The sequence below is a fragment of the Cellulophaga sp. RHA19 genome (genome assembly GCF_002813425.1).
GTDB lineage: Bacteria > Bacteroidota > Bacteroidia > Flavobacteriales > Flavobacteriaceae > Cellulophaga.
Genome location: NZ_PHUL01000001.1, coordinates 1545932 through 1564039, shown reverse-complemented (window position 1 = coordinate 1564039; position 18108 = coordinate 1545932). Strand labels below are relative to the sequence as shown.

Genomic DNA, 18108 nt, shown 5'->3' with positions numbered 1-18108 from the left:
ATGTTACAGATGAAAATTATAGAAAATAGTATTTTTGTAAAAACTTTTTGCAAATGTTAAAAAAAGGAAACAAACTCAGCAGTATTTTAACAGGAACTTGTCCAAAATGTCACTTAGAGAACATGTACAAGGATAAAAACCCTTACCATTTATCAAATGTGTACGATATGCACGAGCGTTGTTCTCATTGTGGTACCAAATATCAAATGGAGCCTTCGTTCTTTTACGGAGCAATGTACGTAAGTTATGGTGTTGGTATTGCATTTGCTGTTGCTGCTTTTATAATCTCTTTTATTTTTATTGAAACGAGTCTTTTAGTAAGTTTTATTTGTATTGTAGCTACCTTAGTTGGTTTTATGCCAATAATTATGAGATTGTCTCGTAATATTTGGATAAATATGTTTATCCATTATGATAAAAACGCAGCCGCTAAGTTTAAGAGCCAGAAGCATTAAGGTATCTTTTAATAAAACGATTACAATTTATCTCTTTTGGTAGCAACTCTTTGTTTTCTATAAAATTAAAAAGATGTTTAGCTGCATAAGGTCCTGCCATAACGCCTCTAGAACCAAAACCATTTAAAACATATACATTTTTATGCTTTGGATGCTCGCCAACTAGTGGTTTTCTATCTGCTACTGTTGGCCTAACACCTGCTTTGTGGTCTACAACCTCATAACTGCATTTTAAAAAGGTATTTAATTTGGTTAACAACTCTTCTTTAGCGGTTTCAGATACGTTGTTTGTTTTGTCGTCTCTATTATAAGTGGCTCCTACCCTATACAAATCATTACCCATAGGTATTATAAAGACTGATGATTTTATGACACTTTTCTCTTTTAAATCTGGAGCTTTTATAGTTAAAAGCTCTCCCTTTGTTCCATTTAAAGGTAAATAATTAAAAAACGGATTGCTTTTTAAACCAAAACCAGTAGCAAAAACTATTTTTTCTGCCTTAATACCTTTGTATATAACTCCGTTTTCTTCAATTTGTAAAGCATCAAAATCAAACGTTTCTTGTAGTATAGCTTCTTTTTTAATTAAGTAATTTTTATAGGCTGATAAAAGCTCCTTTGTATCTATTCTACCTGTATGTAAAACCTCGCCATACCCAAAGTTTGCATTTATATCAGCATTTTTATTTTGAATAATTTTTGGTGATAAAAAGTAATTAAGACTTGGCTTATCCATAGCCTCAAACCACATATTTTGCTCCTCTACAGAAGCAAACCTACGTATTACAGGTATTTTATAGTCTAACTGTACTTTTAGCTTATCTTCTAAAGCCTTGTAAAAGGGTAGCGCAAGGTCTAATTGTTGTTTTGCGTTCCAGGCAAGTGTAAAACGTTTTAAAATAACTGGGTTATACAAACCACCTGCAACTACAGAAGATGTCTGTGAGTTATCTGCAACAACCTTAAACGTTTTATTATTTTTTTCTAGTGTTTCACAAAAAGAAATACCTGCCAACCCCAGACCTACAACTACATAATTTACCATATTACAAAAATAGATAAAGTAGCTTAATTTATATGTATAAAAAAACTCCCTAGGAATAAAATCCTAGGGAGTCTGCTTATTGTATTTGAATTGGAATTCTAAAGCAATTTAATAGCTCCACATATCTTGTTCTCTGTCTCTAATAACCTCTTTAATTCTTTTGGCTTCTAGCAACTGAAACAATGCGTTGTCTGAAATGTAATCTTTAATTTTACGATCTCCGTGTACATTTTCTTCTTTGTAAATAGTTGCATGGAACCTTCTTGAGTTTAACAACATATCAAAAGAAATTGGACTTGCAGAGTTTCGTTGATTAAACACTTTTGCTGTATGCAACAATTCTCTAGCATCTGGATACCAAACCCAGAATAAAGGAATTTTATTACCATCTATATCTACAGACTCATCATCTATAAAGTTAACATCTGGTGCAACTGGAGCAATACCTAATAAACGGTATTTTAATTCTCCTTGTCTTTTATCAAAATACCACATTCCTTTAATTAGGTATTCTTCTAAATCTGCTGCAACAAGATCTCTCTTGTTAATATATTCTTCAGAAACAGTTTCTCCTGCATTATATTGGTCGTAACCATAATCTGTAGTATCTACCTTCTGCATAGAAGCTTTTAAGTCTTCTAATTTTCTTTTTTCTGTAAAGTAAGAATCTGCATAAACTTCTAATTCTCCACTCTTAATACCTTTCATTAAAACGTGGTATAACGATCTTCTGTTTTTACCTATGTCTATAGTATCAATTGGGTAGTATAAAGGAAAGTTTACACGCTCATCTAAATCTATAACTTCCCATACAGTAGTAGACCATAAAACATCTCTGTCGTCTACATAACCATACTTTAATGGTCCGTCATTATCTTTTTTAATTTGTTCTTCTGTTTTAATACCAATTTCTTCTGGTTTTTTGGCATTCAATACATTTGATTGCGCCATAGCAGATATCGAAGACATTGCTACTAAACCTACTACTAAAATGTTTTTCCAATTCATCATTTAAATAATTTTATTTTGAAGCTATAAGTAAGTTGCTATTTTACAATAGCAACTTACCTTTTAGTTTCATTTATTCTAGTTTGTAATTTCTACAAGTACACTAGAAACTTTCTTTAATCTATAACTCTTGTTATTTGTAATATAAGCTTGGATATTAAATATCTGAACCATATCACCTCTTTTTGCTCTTTTTAATGCAGATTTAGCTCTACTGTCTAATTTTCTACCATTAACTCTAATTGTTGGCTGTCCTGGAACTTTGAAGCTGAAACCGCTTACACCAATATTTAAATCAAAATCAAAATCTTGTAATAATGCACCAACTGTAGATACTTCTAAGTTTTTACGTGGCATTTTAACGCTACCAGTTTCTCCTCTAATAGAACCTGTTGGACTTGGTATATCTTTAATTCTAAATTCTGATGAAGAACTAACTGCTTTACCATCTGGCAAAGTACCAGAAGCTTTAATAGTTACAGATCTTCCAGAACCTGGATTCATAACATACTTACTACCACTTACCGACTTTAAGCCTGGAGCAGAAGCTCTTACTTTATTATTTGGTATACCAGGTATAGAAATTGTCATTGGGTTAGCAACACCACGGTAAACAACGTTCATCTTATCTGCAGCAATTAATGCTGCACTTGGCTTAGATATAGTTGCAAAAGAATTTTTAACTTCTACAGGAACTTCTTCACCATCTTGCTTAAAGAAAAGTGTACCTGCTACTTCGTGATCTCCTGGGTTACCAGCACCAATTAACATTTTAACACCTCCAGCTTCAAGCTGATAATCTGTACCTTCTTTTAATTTTCTACCATCTAATGTTAATTCTGCTCTTACTGGAGTAGAAGAATCATCAGTTTTGCTAATAATAATTTTACCATCGTACTTCTCACCTGCATAAAATGCTGACTTAGATCCAAAAAGTGATGTTTTAAATTTCTTTAAAGAAACCTGATCTGTTAAGTTACCTTCTAACATTGCTTTTAAAGCATCTTCTTCAGTAGACTTAATATCAGACTGTAAAGCTGTAATTTTAGTTAAAGAAGCTATTAAAGGAAAACCTTCATAGTGATAGTTAATCCAATCTTGCTTGGTCTTATCTTTCTTCTCTACTTTACCATTAGCATCTCCAGTTTCAAATCTAGCCTTTACAGAACTTTTTATTTTTTCTGGTACTAACTTAGATACTTGCTCACGGTAATCGTTAATTCTTTTCATGAACTCCTTACCACCTTCTGCTAAGTTTTCTCCGCTAAAGAATTTTTGATCTAAGTAATCAGACTTATCCATTACTTGGTAATCTGTAGGATCTTCAACGTTCTTAGTCATCTCTTTTTTAAGACCTTCTAAATAGTCATAATAATCTTGAGATATTTTTTGTACCTGCTGCGCTTTTTTGTAATCTTCAGCATACTTTGCTGCATTCTCTTCTGCCTTTGTTCCAAGACCTTCTAAGAAAGCTACATTGTTTTCTGTTGATTTTTTGTTAGAAGCTTCCATCTTTACATTCATTAAGCCGAATGCAGCTAGAACTTCTTTACTCATATTTAACGCCAGCATACAAATGAACACTAAGTACATTAAGTTTACCATTCTCTGACGTGGTGACTGTTTTCCTCCTGCCATGTTTTCTACTAATTTTAGTTAATAATTGATTTGGGGTTATTAGTATTAACTAATTAGTTTTTGCTCATTGCTGATAACATACCACCGTATACTCCGTTTAAAGAAGATAAGTTTGTTGCTAAAGATTCCATTTGATCTTTTAATGCTGAAGAGTTTTGTACTACTTCTTCATTAATTGAAGCTTGTCTGCTAGCACTTTCTAATTGCACTTTGTATAAGCTGTTTAATGATTCCATCTGCGTAGCAGCTTGTACCATTTCATCAGAATACTTTCTAGTAGATTCCATTGCATCTACAGTAGGAGCAATTCCTTTAGCAGCACCTTCAAAGTTTTTAATGCTGTTACCAAGGCTTCCCATTAATTCTGCATCAACACCAGCTTCTTTTAACATTTCGTCTAATTTCTTAGATAAAGATGCTTCTGTTTCTTTTACTTCTAAAGTTTCTTTCTTTTGTTTAGCTGATCCTTGACCACCTGCTAATTCTGGGTATACTAAAGACCAGTCTAACTCATCCTCTATTGGTTCAAATGCACTAATTGCAAAAATAAGTGCCTCTGTAATAAGACCAATTGCTAGTAAAACACCACCGTTTAATGGTCCTAACTCCCAGTGAAGGATTTTAAATAGTGCACCAATAATTACTACAGATGCTCCAAGGCCATAGGCCATATTAAATAATTTCTTTGTTGATTTTGATTGTGCCATAATTTTAAATTTTAATTTGGGTTTATTAATTATAAGTATTTAGGGTTAAATTTATTCGGTTTTTTAGTCGGTAGAATCTTCTTCTCCCATGTAATCTTGTACAGTTCTAAAGCCAATATAACTACGAGCAGAATCTCTGTATTCATAATCTCTTGTAGATACTTGTAAGAAGTAAGCAACATCTTTCCAAGAACCACCACGTATTACTCTTCTTGCGTTACCACTATCTCCTCCGTTAGGGTTCATTGTAGAAACAAAATCGTAAGTACTTGGATCGTAGCTAGAGCTTGTCCATTCAGACACGTTACCAGCCATATTATACAAGTTAAAGTCGTTAGGCTCATATGCTTTAGCCTCTACTGTATACAATGCTGCATCTGCAGCGTAATCTCCTCTTTGTGGTTTAAAGTTTGCCATATAGCAACCAGTATCACTAATTACATAAGGACCACCCCAAGGGTACATACCACCTTCTATACCACCTCTTGCAGCGTACTCCCACTCTGCTTCTGTAGGCAATCTAAATTTATTAACTGGCTGTTTACCTCTACTTTTTTGGTCGTCGTTCTTTAATTTTGTTCTCCAGTTACAAAAAGCTGTTGCTTGATCCCAAGTAACACCTACTACTGGATACTCACTATATGCATCGTGCCAAAAATAATCGTTGTGCATTGGCTCATTATAAGAGTATTCAAAATCTTTAATCCATACTGTAGTATCTGGGTAAACAGGTAACTCAGTCTGCTTAATAAAATCTTTTCTGCTTCCAGTTTTAGATCTTGCAGCTGCGTCTATGTCCATCCAACTATACTTATATTTAAGTTGTGTAACATCTATAGTACGTTGCCCGTTATATGCCTCTTCTTCTGGAATGTATAACTTATCCATTACCTCAACATAATACTCGTCTGGGTATTCAGATGTATCCCAAATAAGCTTTTCTTGCTTATTTAAGGCTCTACCTTCATATCCTGATGGGCCACCACCACCGTAGTTGTCCATCATATACTTATCATATTCAGACATTTTAGTTGTATCCGCATCTTTAAATGCATAATCACCAATACCACCATCTTCTGGGCTTAAGCCTAACTCATCTGCTAATATTGCCAATTTTGTTCTTGTAATAGAATCTTTAACCCATTCTACAAACTGACGATACTCACTATTTGTTATTTCAGTATCATCCATATAAAAAGAAGTTACTGTAACAGTTTTAGTTGGCGCATTTAAAACCTGCGCTTGGTCTTCTTCTGTTTTACCCATGATAAAAGATCCTCTTGGGATCAATTCCATACCATAAGGTTTCTCCGGATACCATTTTTTTCCTTGGGCTCCTACCAATTCTCCTTTTGTTCCTGACTTACCACAACTGCCAAGTAAAAGAACAAATCCCATGGACATTAACAATAGTTTCTTCATAATTATAGGTTAAATTTCGATTTAAGATATTTAGTTCTTAAACATATATATTCAATCATTAAAACAGCGTTTTAAACGAAATATTGTATTAAGACACGTTATTTTGTTATTTTTTTAATTGAGGCCTTTTTTAAATGCCTTAAACCACCTTTCTGGAATGTTTTGGTTGGTTGCCTCAACATAATCCGCCTTGGTGCAGGGTAATAACGCAGGCATTTCATTTTTATTATATGAATTTAAAATAGATGGTACTTCTACCCACCACCTTTCTGTTAAATTACTTTTATAAAAAACCAGTTCTTCTAAGTCTGAAGGAACTATATACTTTGTAAATGCTTCTTTATTTAAATAAGGTAATTCTTGTACTCTAAAGTTATAACCCTCTATAAAGTACCATATAATCTGGGCTAAGAGCTGAAAAGATTGATTTGAATTCTCGCTCTCAAAAACACCAAAGACAGATAATTTTTCACTTATACCTGCATACCTTGCTATGGCGCAAATTTCTCTTCCTGTAAATCCGTTTGGAGAAAAATTATTTAACATACCCATTTCACTTGCCCGCACAGAGCGTGCATCTAAACTAACAATGTGTGCATTTCGTAGAATTGGTTCTACTAAGGTTATGTCTGATGTTACCTCTCCTAAACGATAAGCATCAAAAAAAAGACGCTCCATTAGATCTATTTCTTCCTGAGAATTAAAATAGCTTTGGTAACCTATATTTGAAAAATTAAATAAATTATTGGGCTTATCTGTAATAATTTTACTCATATAAGAATGAGAAGAGATAAGTTCTTCATGATCTCCAAAGTCAAACCTACTATCTACATTTACTAGGTTAATCATATTTCGGAGGCCATCAAAAGCCCTGTAACAAGGATATGTTAGGTCTTGTGTTGGCCCAATTACTATAGGCACAATGTTTTCTTCAATTAAGCTAGCTATTACTTCTTTTACTACAAAATAAGTATCGCTAACATTTTCTCCGGGTTCTACATCGCCTAGATCTATAATAGTAGAATTCCAATTACCTACCATTAACTTGTAAAGCTCTAACCTAACGCCAGATAAATCTAATGCTTCTGATTTTTTTTCAAAAGCATTTCTAGATTCATTTACGCCTATTATTGCTATAGATGCCATTGCCAAGACCGGCAAACCATCTTTTTTTGTGTGTTTGTATATTTTTTTTCCTAATGCTTGCGACGGTAATAACTCACAATGAGCTATTACTTTATCTGCCACTGGAGTCAAAAAATCGAACGCCATATATTTTTACTTCTTTGTCTTTGGTTTTGCTTTTGCTTTAGCCTTAGGTTTTGCTTTAGCTTTTGTTTTTTTCTTTGGGGTTTTCTTTTCTATCATAGCTTGGGCTTCTTCTAAAGTAATTTTAGTAGCGTCTACTGTTTTAGCTAACTCAACCTTTATTTTACCCTTTAACACATTGTGTCTACCCCATCTAGCTTTTTCTATACGTATGCCTTCTTCTGGCCATTCTTGTATAAGCTTATCTATTTCTTTTTGTTTTTTAGCTTCAATAAGTTCTACAATATCCTCATAAGAAAGTGTATCATAGTCGTACTTTTTATTTACATTGATAAACATTCCGTTCCATTTTATAAACGGACCAAAACGACCTACACCTTTGGTAACCTCTAAATCTTCATATGAAGCTATTGGCGCATCTGCTTTTTGCTTTTCTACAATAAGCTCTATTGCCCTTTCTTTAGTTATATCTAAAGCACTTTCTCCTTTCTCCATAGAAATGTACTTTTTACCAAACTTAACATAAGGTCCAAACCTACCTACGTTTGCAGATACTTCTTCTCCTTCATAAGTACCTAAATCTTTTGGCAATTTAAAAAGCTCCATTGCTTCCTCAAAAGTAATAGTACCTAAAGAGTGTTCTGGTAACAAACTAGCAAATTGTGGTTTTTCTTCTTCCTCTGCTGTACCTATTTGTACCATTGGTCCAAATCTACCTAAACGCACAGATACTTGCCTACCCGTTTTTGGATCTTTACCCAGAATACGTTCCCCGCTGGCTCTGTCTGCGTTTTGCTCTACATCTTCAACCTTTGGATGAAAATCTGTATAAAAATCCTTCATTACTTTACCCCAGTCTTCATCGCCTGTTGCAATTTCATCAAAGTCTTCTTCTACCTTAGCTGTAAAATTATAGTCTAATATAGTTTCAAAGTGATTTACTAAAAAGTCGGTTACAATTATACCTATATCTGTAGGTACCATTTTACCTTTATCAGAACCAACAGTTTCTGTTAAGTTCTTTTCTTGCAGATTATCTGCTTCTAAAACCAACTGCGTATACTTACGCTCTACACCTTCTATTGTTCCTTTTTCTACATAGCCTCTGTTTTGGATTGTAGAAATTGTTGGTGCATAAGTAGATGGTCTTCCTATTCCTAACTCTTCTAACTTTTTAACTAAAGATGCTTCAGTAAATCTGTATGGAGCTCTAGAAAAACGTTCTGTTGCTGTTATAAAATTATTAAGTAATGTTTCTCCAACTTTCATCGCTGGCAACATACCTTCTTGCTCCTCTGTTTCCTCATCATCATGACCTTCTAAGTATACCTTTAAAAAACCATCAAACTTAATAACCTCTCCATTTGCAGTAAACTCTTCTTTATGCTTATCTGCTTTTATTTTTACGTTGGTACGCTCTAACTGCGCATCACTCATTTGTGATGCTAATGTTCGTTTCCAAATAAGCTCATACAACCTTGCTTGGTCACGCTCTAAAGACGGTGATTGCCTTTTCATATCTGTAGGTCTAACCGCCTCATGCGCCTCTTGTGCACCTTTGGTTTTACCTACATAATTACGCACCTCACTATATTCTTTACCGTAGTTTTCTACAATTGCTTCCTTAGCTGCATCTAATGCCTCTTTAGATAGGTTTACACTATCTGTTCTCATATAGGTTATTAAACCTGCCTCGTACAAACGTTGTGCTACCTGCATTGTTCTACCCACAGAAAAATATAATTTACGTGCTGCCTCTTGTTGTAAGGTAGATGTTGTAAACGGTGCTGCCGGAGATTTTTTTGCTGGTTTTTTATCTAAATTTGCTATAGAAAAATTTGCACCAATATTTTTATTTAAAAAATCTTGAGCTGCTTTTTTACTAGGGAATGTTTTGTTAATTTTTGCTGAAAAGCTACTGCCTGATTCTGTTTTAAATTCGGCAACAACTCTAAATGAAGCTTCTGGCGTAAAAGCTTCAATAGACCTCTCTCTTTCTACAATTAACCTAACTGCTACAGACTGTACACGACCAGCAGAAAGACCTGGTTTTATTTTTTTCCAAAGAACCGGAGATAGCTCGTAACCAACCAACCTATCTAAAACTCTACGTGCCTGCTGTGCATTTACCAAGTTGTAATTTATTTCTCTTGGGTTTTCTATTGCCTTTTGTATTGCAGACTTTGTTATAGAGTTAAAAACAATTCTTCTTGTTTTACTCTTGTCTAACTTTAACTCTTCTGCCAAATGCCAAGAAATAGCCTCTCCCTCGCGATCCTCATCACTCGCAAGCCATATAACTTCTGCTTTATCTGCTAAATCTTTAAGTTTTTTTACAAGTTTTTTCTTTTCACTATCTACTACATATTTAGGCGTAAAGTCATTATCTACATCTACCCCTAATTCTTTAGATGGCAAATCTGCTATGTGTCCAAAGCTCGACTCTACCTTGTAATCTTTTCCTAAAAATTTCTCTATTGTTTTTGCTTTTGCAGGTGACTCTACAATTACTAAATTCTTCGCCATTTTATGGTTTTTGGTTATACAAAAGTATAGCAATTTTTTTATTTAATACGTTATAAGGTAGAAACCAACAAAAAAAGACCGCTAAAATTAGCAGTCTTTTGTCTTTTTAAGGTATAAATTAATCTAGATGTAAGCTACTTAACAAGCTTATGTTATTTTCTAAATATTTATATTGATACAACACATTATCACCAACCATAAGTAAGTTTTCATTGTTTTGTAATGCAAAAATTACTACGATATAATTAATTATTACAAAAATGAATATATTAAGCACTTATAATTCAGGAGAGGAAGCAAGCGCTTTTAACCTATCTTCGGTATCATCATCTTTAAAACCTACACCGTCTTTATAAGCATAATAAATAGGAATTCTAGCAAGCATTGCTGTAAACAAAATTCCTACTACACATAATATTACACCAAGTTGTGCTATTAACCCCATTACAAAGGTAACTCCAAAAAGCACCAACCAATTTTTATTACCTAAAGCAAAACTAGCTTTTACTATTTCTAAAGCAGACAGTTCTTCTTCAAAAGCTAAAAACACAGGAAACAAAGCCAATGGCACACCTAAATAAATTAAACCTACACCACAAGCAAGCATACCCACTATAGCTAAGCCAATAGTTATTAATGCTAAAACAAAAGCTTTACTTATGTATTGTTTTTTAAAGTAGTAAAAATGACCATCTGTGTTTAGTTTTGCATCTTTAGCCCTGCATATTCTATAAAAACCAGCCATTAACAACAGGTTTACAGCAAAAATACACACCACAATAACCGGCATTAAAAACATTGAAAGAAAAGTATAAGCAATAGGCGGTTCTTGACTTTCAAATGCTTCTGCATTAAAAATACCAAGTGCTATTAAAGGCGTGTACATAACTAAAACAAGCAACAATGTTAACAATGTACTAAACAGCACCGTAACAAAGCCTGGTAACCAAACCACTTTAAATAACTCTATACCTTTATTAAAAAGAGCACCAAAATCTAATGCTGGCTTTGTAATTATTTTCCCCTCTACGTCGTAAAAATTCATATCTAAAATTTGTTTAAAAAAGCAAAAATAAACTTAACTGCGATTTTACCGCTAAAAATTCATTAAATTTAACTGTCAAATTGTCACTTTTTTAGATTTAGTACTATCTTTGTGCTTTTACAAGCTAGTAGTAGATTTAGATATGGCAGAAGAGAAGGTAATAGACGAAACAATACAGGGTAATTCTTTAACATTAGAAAACCAAAAAGATAATACACGTAAACTATACATAGAAAGTTATGGGTGTGCTATGAATTTTTCTGATAGTGAAATTGTAGCATCTATTTTAGCAAAAGAAGGTTTTAACACCACACAAACTTTAGAAGATGCAGACCTTGTTTTAGTAAACACCTGCTCTATTAGAGAAAAAGCAGAACTTACCATACGCAAGCGTTTACAAAAATTTAACGCTGTTAAAAGAACTAGGCCTCACTTAAAAGTTGGGGTTTTAGGATGTATGGCAGAGCGTTTAAAGAGTCAGTTTTTAGAAGAAGAAAAAATTGTAGATATGGTTGTAGGTCCAGATGCCTACAAAGATTTACCAAATTTAATAAAAGAAGTAGATGAAGGCCGTAATGCTATAAACGTTATCCTATCTAAAGAAGAAACTTATGGCGATGTAGCTCCTGTACGTTTAAATACAAACGGAATTTCTGCTTACGTATCTATTACTCGTGGTTGCGATAATATGTGTACTTTTTGCGTTGTTCCTTTTACTCGTGGTAGAGAACGTAGTAGAGAGCCACAATCTATTTTAGAAGAAGTAAACGACCTTTGGAACAGAGGTTACAAAGAAATTACACTTTTAGGTCAGAATGTAGATAGCTACCTATGGTATGGTGGCGGATTGAAAAAAGATTTTGACCAAGCTACAGATATGCAAAAAGCAACTGCTGTTAATTTTTCTAATTTATTAGAAATGACAGCAATAGCGCAACCAGAAATGAGAATTCGTTTTTCTACTTCTAATCCACAAGATTTAACTTTAGATGTTATTAAAACAATGGCCAAATATGATAATATTTGCAACCACATACACCTACCTGTACAAAGCGGAAGTGATAGAGTTTTAAAAGCTATGAACCGCTTACACACAAGAGAAGAATATTTTACCTTAATAGACAACATTAGAAAAATTATTCCTGATTGTGCTATTTCTCAGGATATGATTGCTGGTTTCCCAACAGAAACCGAAGACGACCACAAGGACACTCTTTCTTTACTAGAATATGTAAAGTATGACTTTGGTTATATGTATTCTTACTCTGAAAGACCAGGAACTATGGCCGCTCGTAAATTAGAAGATGACGTGCCAGAAGCGGACAAAAAAAGGAGGCTTGCAGAAATTATAGCATTACAAAGGCAACACTCTGGCTACAGGTTACAGCAACGTTTAGGTAAAATTGATGAAGTTTTAATTGAAGGCGAATCTAAAAGATCTACAGAACATTGGATGGGTAGGAACTCCCAAAATGCTGTTGTTGTTTTTCCAAAAGATGGCATTAGTCAAGTAGGACAATTTATAAGCGTAAAAATTGAAGATTGCACCACAGGAACCCTTTTAGGTAGTATTGTAAAAAAATAACAAAATGGAATCTATACAAGCAATAAAACAAAGGTTTGAGATCATTGGAAACGATGTACAACTTAATAGAGCCATAGAAAAAGCAATACAAGTTGCCCCTACAGATATCTCTGTATTAGTTACCGGTGAAAGTGGTGTTGGTAAAGAAGCTATTCCCAAAATAATACACTCATTATCACACAGAAAACACGCAAAATATATTGCTGTTAATTGTGGCGCCATACCAGAAGGCACAATAGACAGTGAACTTTTTGGTCATGAAAAAGGTGCTTTTACAGGTGCTACAACAACCCGTAAAGGGTATTTTGAGGTTGCAGATGGTGGTACCATTTTTTTAGATGAAGTTGGTGAACTACCTTTAACAACACAAGTACGCCTGTTACGTGTGCTAGAAAATGGTGAATTTTTAAAAGTAGGTTCTTCACAAACGCAAAAAACCAATGTACGTATTGTTGCCGCAACAAACGTAAATATGTTTGAAGCCATTAAAAAAAATAGATTTAGAGAAGACTTGTATTACAGACTAAGTACTGTAGAAATAAATCTACCGCCTTTGCGCGAGCGTTTAGAAGACATTCACTTATTGTTTAGAAAATTTGCATCAGATTTTAGTCAGAAATACAAAATGCCTACAATACGTTTATCTGATGATGCTGTGCAAATACTACAAAAATACCGTTGGGCAGGTAACATTAGACAATTACGAAATGTTGCCGAACAAGTTTCTGTTTTAGAATCAGATCGTAATATTTCTGCTGCTACCCTACACTCTTACTTACCAAACGGTGGTAACACAAATTTACCTGCTGTTGTAAATCAAGAAAAAAAAGAGAGCGACTTTAGCAACGAAAGGGAAATTTTATACAAAGTTCTTTTTGATATGAAAGCAGATCTTAACGATCTTAAAAAACTAACACTAGAGTTAATGAAAAATAACGATAGTGAAAAAGTACAAGAAGAAAACGAGCACTTAATTCAGAAAATATACGGGGACCACGAAGAAGATGACTATGAAGAGGCAGAAAGTTCTCCTTCAGAAATTTTACACTTACCCAACCCTAGCAGAGAAAGAGAAGAGGTTATATCTCCTGTAACACCACTAGATGATAAATACCATTTTGCAGAAGAAATAGAAGAGGAAGAAACCCTATCTTTACAAGACAAAGAAATAGAACTTATTAAAAAATCTTTAGAAAGAAATCGTGGAAAAAGAAAAGCTGCTGCTGCCGAGCTAGGTATTTCTGAGCGTACTTTATATAGAAAAATAAAACAGTTTGATTTATAACTAGATGAAAAACATAAAAAACATACTTGCTTTACTAATTATTGTTTGCACAGTACAAGCATGCGGACTAAAAAGTGTTGGTTACAATTTTACAGGTGGTAGCGTTGGTGATGCTAAATCTTTCCAGGTAAACTTTTTTCAAAACTACGCATCGCAAAGTGCAGGTTCTACTGTAGAACCTGGACTAGATAGGAATTTTACAAATGCCTTACAAGATTTAATAGGAAGTCAAACAAGCGTAAGTTTAACTACATCTAACGGAGATTTAGTATACGAAGGTGAAATTGTAGAATACCGTATTTCTCCAATGACAGCTACAGCGGCACAAACAGCGGCACAAAACAGATTAACTATGACGGTTAATGTACGTTTTTACAATAAAACAAAAGAAGACTCAGACTTTGAACAGCGTTTTTCATTCTTTTATGATTACCCTGCAAACTCTTTATTGGCTTCTGTAAAAGCTGAAGCACACGCTGAAATTTTTGAGCGTATTACACAGGATATTTTTAGCAAATCTTTAGCAGACTGGTAGTTTTATGAAAATAACAGATTTTACACATTTATTACAACAACCAGAAAGCATTAACTCTGTAGCTCAAATAAACCAGCTAGAAGAGATTATCACAGACTACCCTTATTTTCAGGCTGCGCACGCTATTCATTTAAAAGGCCTTAAAAACACCAATAGTTTTAAATACAATAACGCTTTAAAAGTAACGGCTGCACACACTACCAACAGGGATGTTTTATTCGATTTTATAACGTCTCCAGAATTTCTAAATAATACTGCAACAATTAAAGAGATTAGAGAAAACGCTAATCTCAAAAAACTAAATGTAGTTTCTGAAGAAGTGGCATCTCCACCAAATATGTTAGAAGAAAGTGAAGACAAGCCTTTACCACAAAACATAGATGATGCTGAAAAGATTTTAGATGACGCCCTTTTTGAGACTAAAGAGGTAATCAAAGAAGAAGAAGAAGAAGAAGAAGAAGCTATTGCTGTTGAACAATTAGAAACTCCTAATGATATTGATGAGTTAGAAGTTAAAGCTCAGGAAGATGCTCTAAAAAACAGAACAGAAGAAACCACAGAACTTCTACTGACAGAAAAACCAGAGGAAGAAAAAACCGAAAGCGAAAAACTAAATATTGGTGAGCCTCTTAACTTTACAAAAAAAGAAAAACATTCTTTTACTCAATGGCTACAACTTACCACCCCTAAGCCAGATGATGAAGAGGATAAAATTGAAGAAGGAATAAAAGAGGAGCCAGTAATTGTTGAAGAAGTAAAGCAAAAAAAAAAATAAAAAGTTTGACCTTATAGACAAGTTTATAAAGACAAACCCTAAAATTAAACCTGCAAAAAATATAGAAACTAAAGTAGATATTTCTAGTTCGGTAAAACTTAATAAAGACGAGTTAATGACCGAAACACTTGCTAAGGTATATTTAGAACAAAAAAAATACAAAAAAGCAATTCAAGCTTATAGGATTTTAAGTTTGAAATATCCAGAAAAAAGTAGTTTCTTTGCAAACCGAATAAAATCGGTAGAAAAAATTCAAAAAGAAAACATATAACAGATGAGTACGTTTACAATATTTTTAGTTCTTATTATTATAGTATCGCTTTTACTAATGTTAGTAATTATGGTACAAAACCCAAAAGGTGGCGGATTATCTTCTTCTTTTGGCGGCGGTGGAAACCAAGTAGTTGGTGGTGTTAAAAAGACTGGAGATTTTTTAGATAAAAGTACTTGGACTTTAGCTGCTTTATTAGTTATACTAATTTTAATGTCTAACGTTGCATTGCCTGGTAAGGGTACTAACTCAGATTCTAAATTATTACAAGAAACAAATACAGAAGCTCCTGCTGCTACAGATACAGCTGCTCCTGAAGGTACAGACACTAACTTAATGGACAGCATTAAGTAAAACGTACCCTTAAAATATATTAAAAATGCCAGCTTATGACAAGCTGGCATTTTTTGTTTTACAACTTGTCAGTTTTACGCTATGGCACAATTTCTGCCTATATAACACCAGAAAAATTAATATTAAAAAATCATAAAATATGGCTAAAGTTAACATTAAACCATTGGCAGATAGAGTGCTAATTGAACCGATGGCAGCAGAAACTAAAACGGCTTCTGGATTAATAATTCCAGACACTGCTAAAGAAAAACCTCAACAAGGTAAAGTAGTTGCTGTTGGCCCGGGAACTAAAGACGAGAAAATAACTGTACAAATTGGTGATACTGTACTTTACGGTAAGTATGCCGGTACAGAATTAAAGTTAGAAGGTTCTGACTATTTAATGATGAGAGAAAGCGACATTTTAGCTATTATCTAATATAGCTATTTGCTATTTGTCTGTAATGACTCTTAGCTCTTAATTAATAATCAAACTTATGTTATTAGCCAAAAGCTAATAGCAAAACTTAAAAACACATAATAAAAGATGGCAAAAGATATTAAATTTGACATTGAAGCTAGAGACGGCCTTAAAAGAGGTGTAGATGCTTTAGCTAACGCAGTAAAAGTAACATTAGGCCCTAAAGGAAGAAATGTAATTATTAGCAAATCTTTTGGAGCACCAACCGTAACTAAAGATGGTGTATCTGTAGCTAAAGAAATAGAGCTTGCAGATCCTTTAGAAAATATGGGGGCACAAATGGTTAAAGAAGTTGCTTCTAAAACTAATGATTTAGCTGGTGATGGTACAACTACCGCTACAGTTTTAGCACAATCTATAGTAAAAGAAGGACTTAAAAATGTTGCTGCAGGTGCAAACCCAATGGATTTAAAAAGAGGTATAGACAAGGCTGTTGAAGCTATTGTAGAAGACCTTGCTAAGCAATCTAAAAAAGTTGGTGATTCTTCAGACAAAATTAAACAAGTTGCATCTATCTCTGCAAATAATGACGAAACTATTGGCGAACTAATTGCACAAGCTTTTGGCAAAGTTGGTAAAGAAGGCGTTATTACTGTAGAAGAGGCTAAAGGAACAGATACTTATGTAGATGTTGTAGAAGGTATGCAGTTTGACAGAGGTTACCTTTCTCCTTACTTTGTAACAGATTCTGAAAAGATGGTTGCAGAATTAGAAAACCCTTATATTTTATTGTTTGATAAAAAAATATCTGCAATGAAAGATCTTTTACCTGTATTAGAGCCAGTTGCTCAATCTGGTAAGCCTTTATTAATTATCTCTGAAGATGTAGACGGTGAAGCTTTAGCCACTTTAGTAGTAAACAAGTTACGTGGATCTTTAAAAATTGCTGCAGTTAAAGCTCCTGGTTTTGGAGACAGACGTAAAGCTATGTTAGAAGATATTGCAATTTTAACTGGCGGTACAGTTATCTCTGAAGAAAGAGGCTTCTCTTTAGAAAGCGCTACTTTAGATATGCTTGGTACTTGTGAAAAAGTTGCTATAGATAAAGACAACACTACAATAGTAAATGGTTCTGGTGATGCTGCTACAATAAGCACAAGAGTTAATCAGATCAAATCTCAGATAGAGACTACTACATCTGACTACGACAAAGAAAAACTACAGGAGCGTTTAGCTAAATTAGCTGGTGGTGTTGCTGTACTTTATGTTGGTGCTGCCTCTGAGGTAGAGATGAAAGAGAAAAAAGATAGAGTTGATGATGCATTACACGCTACAAGAGCTGCCGTAGAAGAAGGTATTGTTGCTGGTGGTGGTGTTGCTTTAGTTAGAGCTAAGGCTGTTTTATCTAAAATAAAAGCAGAAAATGCAGACGAAGAAACTGGTTTACAAATTGTTGCTAGAGCTATAGAAGCTCCATTACGTACAATTGTAGAAAATGCTGGCGGAGAAGGTTCTGTTGTTGTTGCTAAAGTTATTGAAGGTAAAGGAGATTTTGGTTACGACGCTAAATCAGAAACTTACACAGATATGCTTAAAGCAGGTATTATAGATCCTAAAAAAGTAACTAGAGTTGCATTAGAAAATGCTGCTTCTGTTTCTGGTATGATCTTAACTACAGAGTGTGCTTTAACAGATATTAAAGAAGATACACCAGCTGCTGCACCTCCAATGGGTGGTGGTATGCCAGGTATGATGTAATCTTTTACAAACTTAAGAATACTAAAAACG

17 protein-coding genes are annotated in these 18108 nt (G+C 33.9%); 9 read left to right on the top strand and 8 right to left on the bottom strand.

Translation table 11 applies throughout. The annotated features are described in order from the left end of the window. Positions 1–53 precede the first annotated feature (53 nt). On the top strand, positions 54–455 hold the full coding sequence (locus AX016_RS06985) for a DUF983 domain-containing protein (protein ID WP_100894935.1): 402 nt from the start codon (positions 54–56) through the stop codon (positions 453–455). Here the strand turns inward: AX016_RS06985 and AX016_RS06980 are convergent. The 8 genes from AX016_RS06980 to AX016_RS06945 all read right to left on the bottom strand — a co-directional run bounded on the left by AX016_RS06980 (position 436) and on the right by AX016_RS06945 (position 11115). After that, a complete protein-coding gene (locus AX016_RS06980) occupies positions 436–1500 on the bottom strand; it encodes an NAD(P)/FAD-dependent oxidoreductase (protein WP_100894934.1) in 1065 nt (354 codons plus the stop codon). The genes AX016_RS06985 and AX016_RS06980 overlap by 20 nt on opposite strands. Positions 1501–1608: 108 nt before the next feature. Further along, entirely contained in the window at positions 1609–2508 is a 900-nt protein-coding gene (gene gldN, locus AX016_RS06975; protein WP_100894933.1) for a type IX secretion system ring protein PorN/GldN, read from the bottom strand. A gap of 78 nt (positions 2509–2586) precedes the next feature. Then, positions 2587–4146 (bottom strand): type IX secretion system motor protein PorM/GldM, encoded by a 1560-nt coding sequence (gldM, locus tag AX016_RS06970; protein ID WP_100894932.1) that lies wholly within the window; start codon positions 4144–4146, stop codon positions 2587–2589. Positions 4147–4199: 53 nt separating this feature from the next. Further along, positions 4200–4853, bottom strand: a complete 654-nt coding sequence (gene gldL / locus AX016_RS06965) for a type IX secretion system motor protein PorL/GldL (RefSeq protein ID WP_100894931.1) — start codon at positions 4851–4853, stop codon at positions 4200–4202. A gap of 63 nt (positions 4854–4916) precedes the next feature. Then, positions 4917–6275 carry a type IX secretion system lipoprotein PorK/GldK gene (gene gldK / locus AX016_RS06960; RefSeq protein WP_100894930.1) on the bottom strand — a complete coding sequence of 453 codons (1359 nt, stop codon included), beginning with the start codon at positions 6273–6275 and terminating at the stop codon, positions 4917–4919. Between the two features lie 114 nt (positions 6276–6389). After that, the gene (locus AX016_RS06955) at positions 6390–7547 is read right to left on the bottom strand and encodes a formimidoylglutamase (RefSeq protein ID WP_100894929.1); all 1158 of its coding nucleotides are present in this window, start codon (positions 7545–7547) and stop codon (positions 6390–6392) included. 6 nt (positions 7548–7553) lie between these two features. Beyond that, on the bottom strand, positions 7554–10070 hold the full coding sequence (topA, locus tag AX016_RS06950) for a type I DNA topoisomerase (protein WP_100894928.1): 2517 nt from the start codon (positions 10068–10070) through the stop codon (positions 7554–7556). 277 nt (positions 10071–10347) lie between these two features. Further along, positions 10348–11115 (bottom strand): hypothetical protein, encoded by a 768-nt coding sequence (locus tag AX016_RS06945; protein ID WP_100894927.1) that lies wholly within the window; start codon positions 11113–11115, stop codon positions 10348–10350. A 142-nt stretch (positions 11116–11257) separates the two neighbouring features. Here AX016_RS06945 and miaB point away from each other — a divergent pair, with 142 nt between their 5' ends. The 8 genes from miaB to groL all read left to right on the top strand — a co-directional run bounded on the left by miaB (position 11258) and on the right by groL (position 18078). After that, positions 11258–12700, top strand: a complete 1443-nt coding sequence (gene miaB, locus AX016_RS06940; protein ID WP_100894926.1) for a tRNA (N6-isopentenyl adenosine(37)-C2)-methylthiotransferase MiaB — start codon at positions 11258–11260, stop codon at positions 12698–12700. A 4-nt stretch (positions 12701–12704) separates the two neighbouring features. Continuing rightward, positions 12705–13985, top strand: a complete 1281-nt coding sequence (locus AX016_RS06935; RefSeq protein ID WP_100894925.1) for a sigma-54 interaction domain-containing protein — start codon at positions 12705–12707, stop codon at positions 13983–13985. A gap of 4 nt (positions 13986–13989) precedes the next feature. Further along, the gene (locus AX016_RS06930; protein ID WP_100894924.1) at positions 13990–14520 is read left to right on the top strand and encodes an LptE family protein; all 531 of its coding nucleotides are present in this window, start codon (positions 13990–13992) and stop codon (positions 14518–14520) included. A gap of 4 nt (positions 14521–14524) precedes the next feature. Continuing rightward, positions 14525–15295, top strand: a complete 771-nt coding sequence (locus AX016_RS06925; protein WP_232732604.1) for a hypothetical protein — start codon at positions 14525–14527, stop codon at positions 15293–15295. Positions 15296–15410: 115 nt separating this feature from the next. Then, complete coding sequence (locus AX016_RS17340; protein ID WP_232732603.1) at positions 15411–15566, top strand: hypothetical protein; 156 nt, start codon at positions 15411–15413, stop codon at positions 15564–15566. Between the two features lie 3 nt (positions 15567–15569). Next, complete coding sequence (secG, locus tag AX016_RS06920; RefSeq protein WP_100894923.1) at positions 15570–15920, top strand: preprotein translocase subunit SecG; 351 nt, start codon at positions 15570–15572, stop codon at positions 15918–15920. Between the two features lie 139 nt (positions 15921–16059). Continuing rightward, positions 16060–16338, top strand: coding sequence for a co-chaperone GroES (locus AX016_RS06915; protein WP_100894922.1), 279 nt, complete (start codon positions 16060–16062; stop codon positions 16336–16338). A gap of 108 nt (positions 16339–16446) precedes the next feature. Next, positions 16447–18078 carry a chaperonin GroEL gene (gene groL / locus AX016_RS06910; RefSeq protein WP_100894921.1) on the top strand — a complete coding sequence of 544 codons (1632 nt, stop codon included), beginning with the start codon at positions 16447–16449 and terminating at the stop codon, positions 18076–18078. Positions 18079–18108 lie beyond the last annotated feature (30 nt).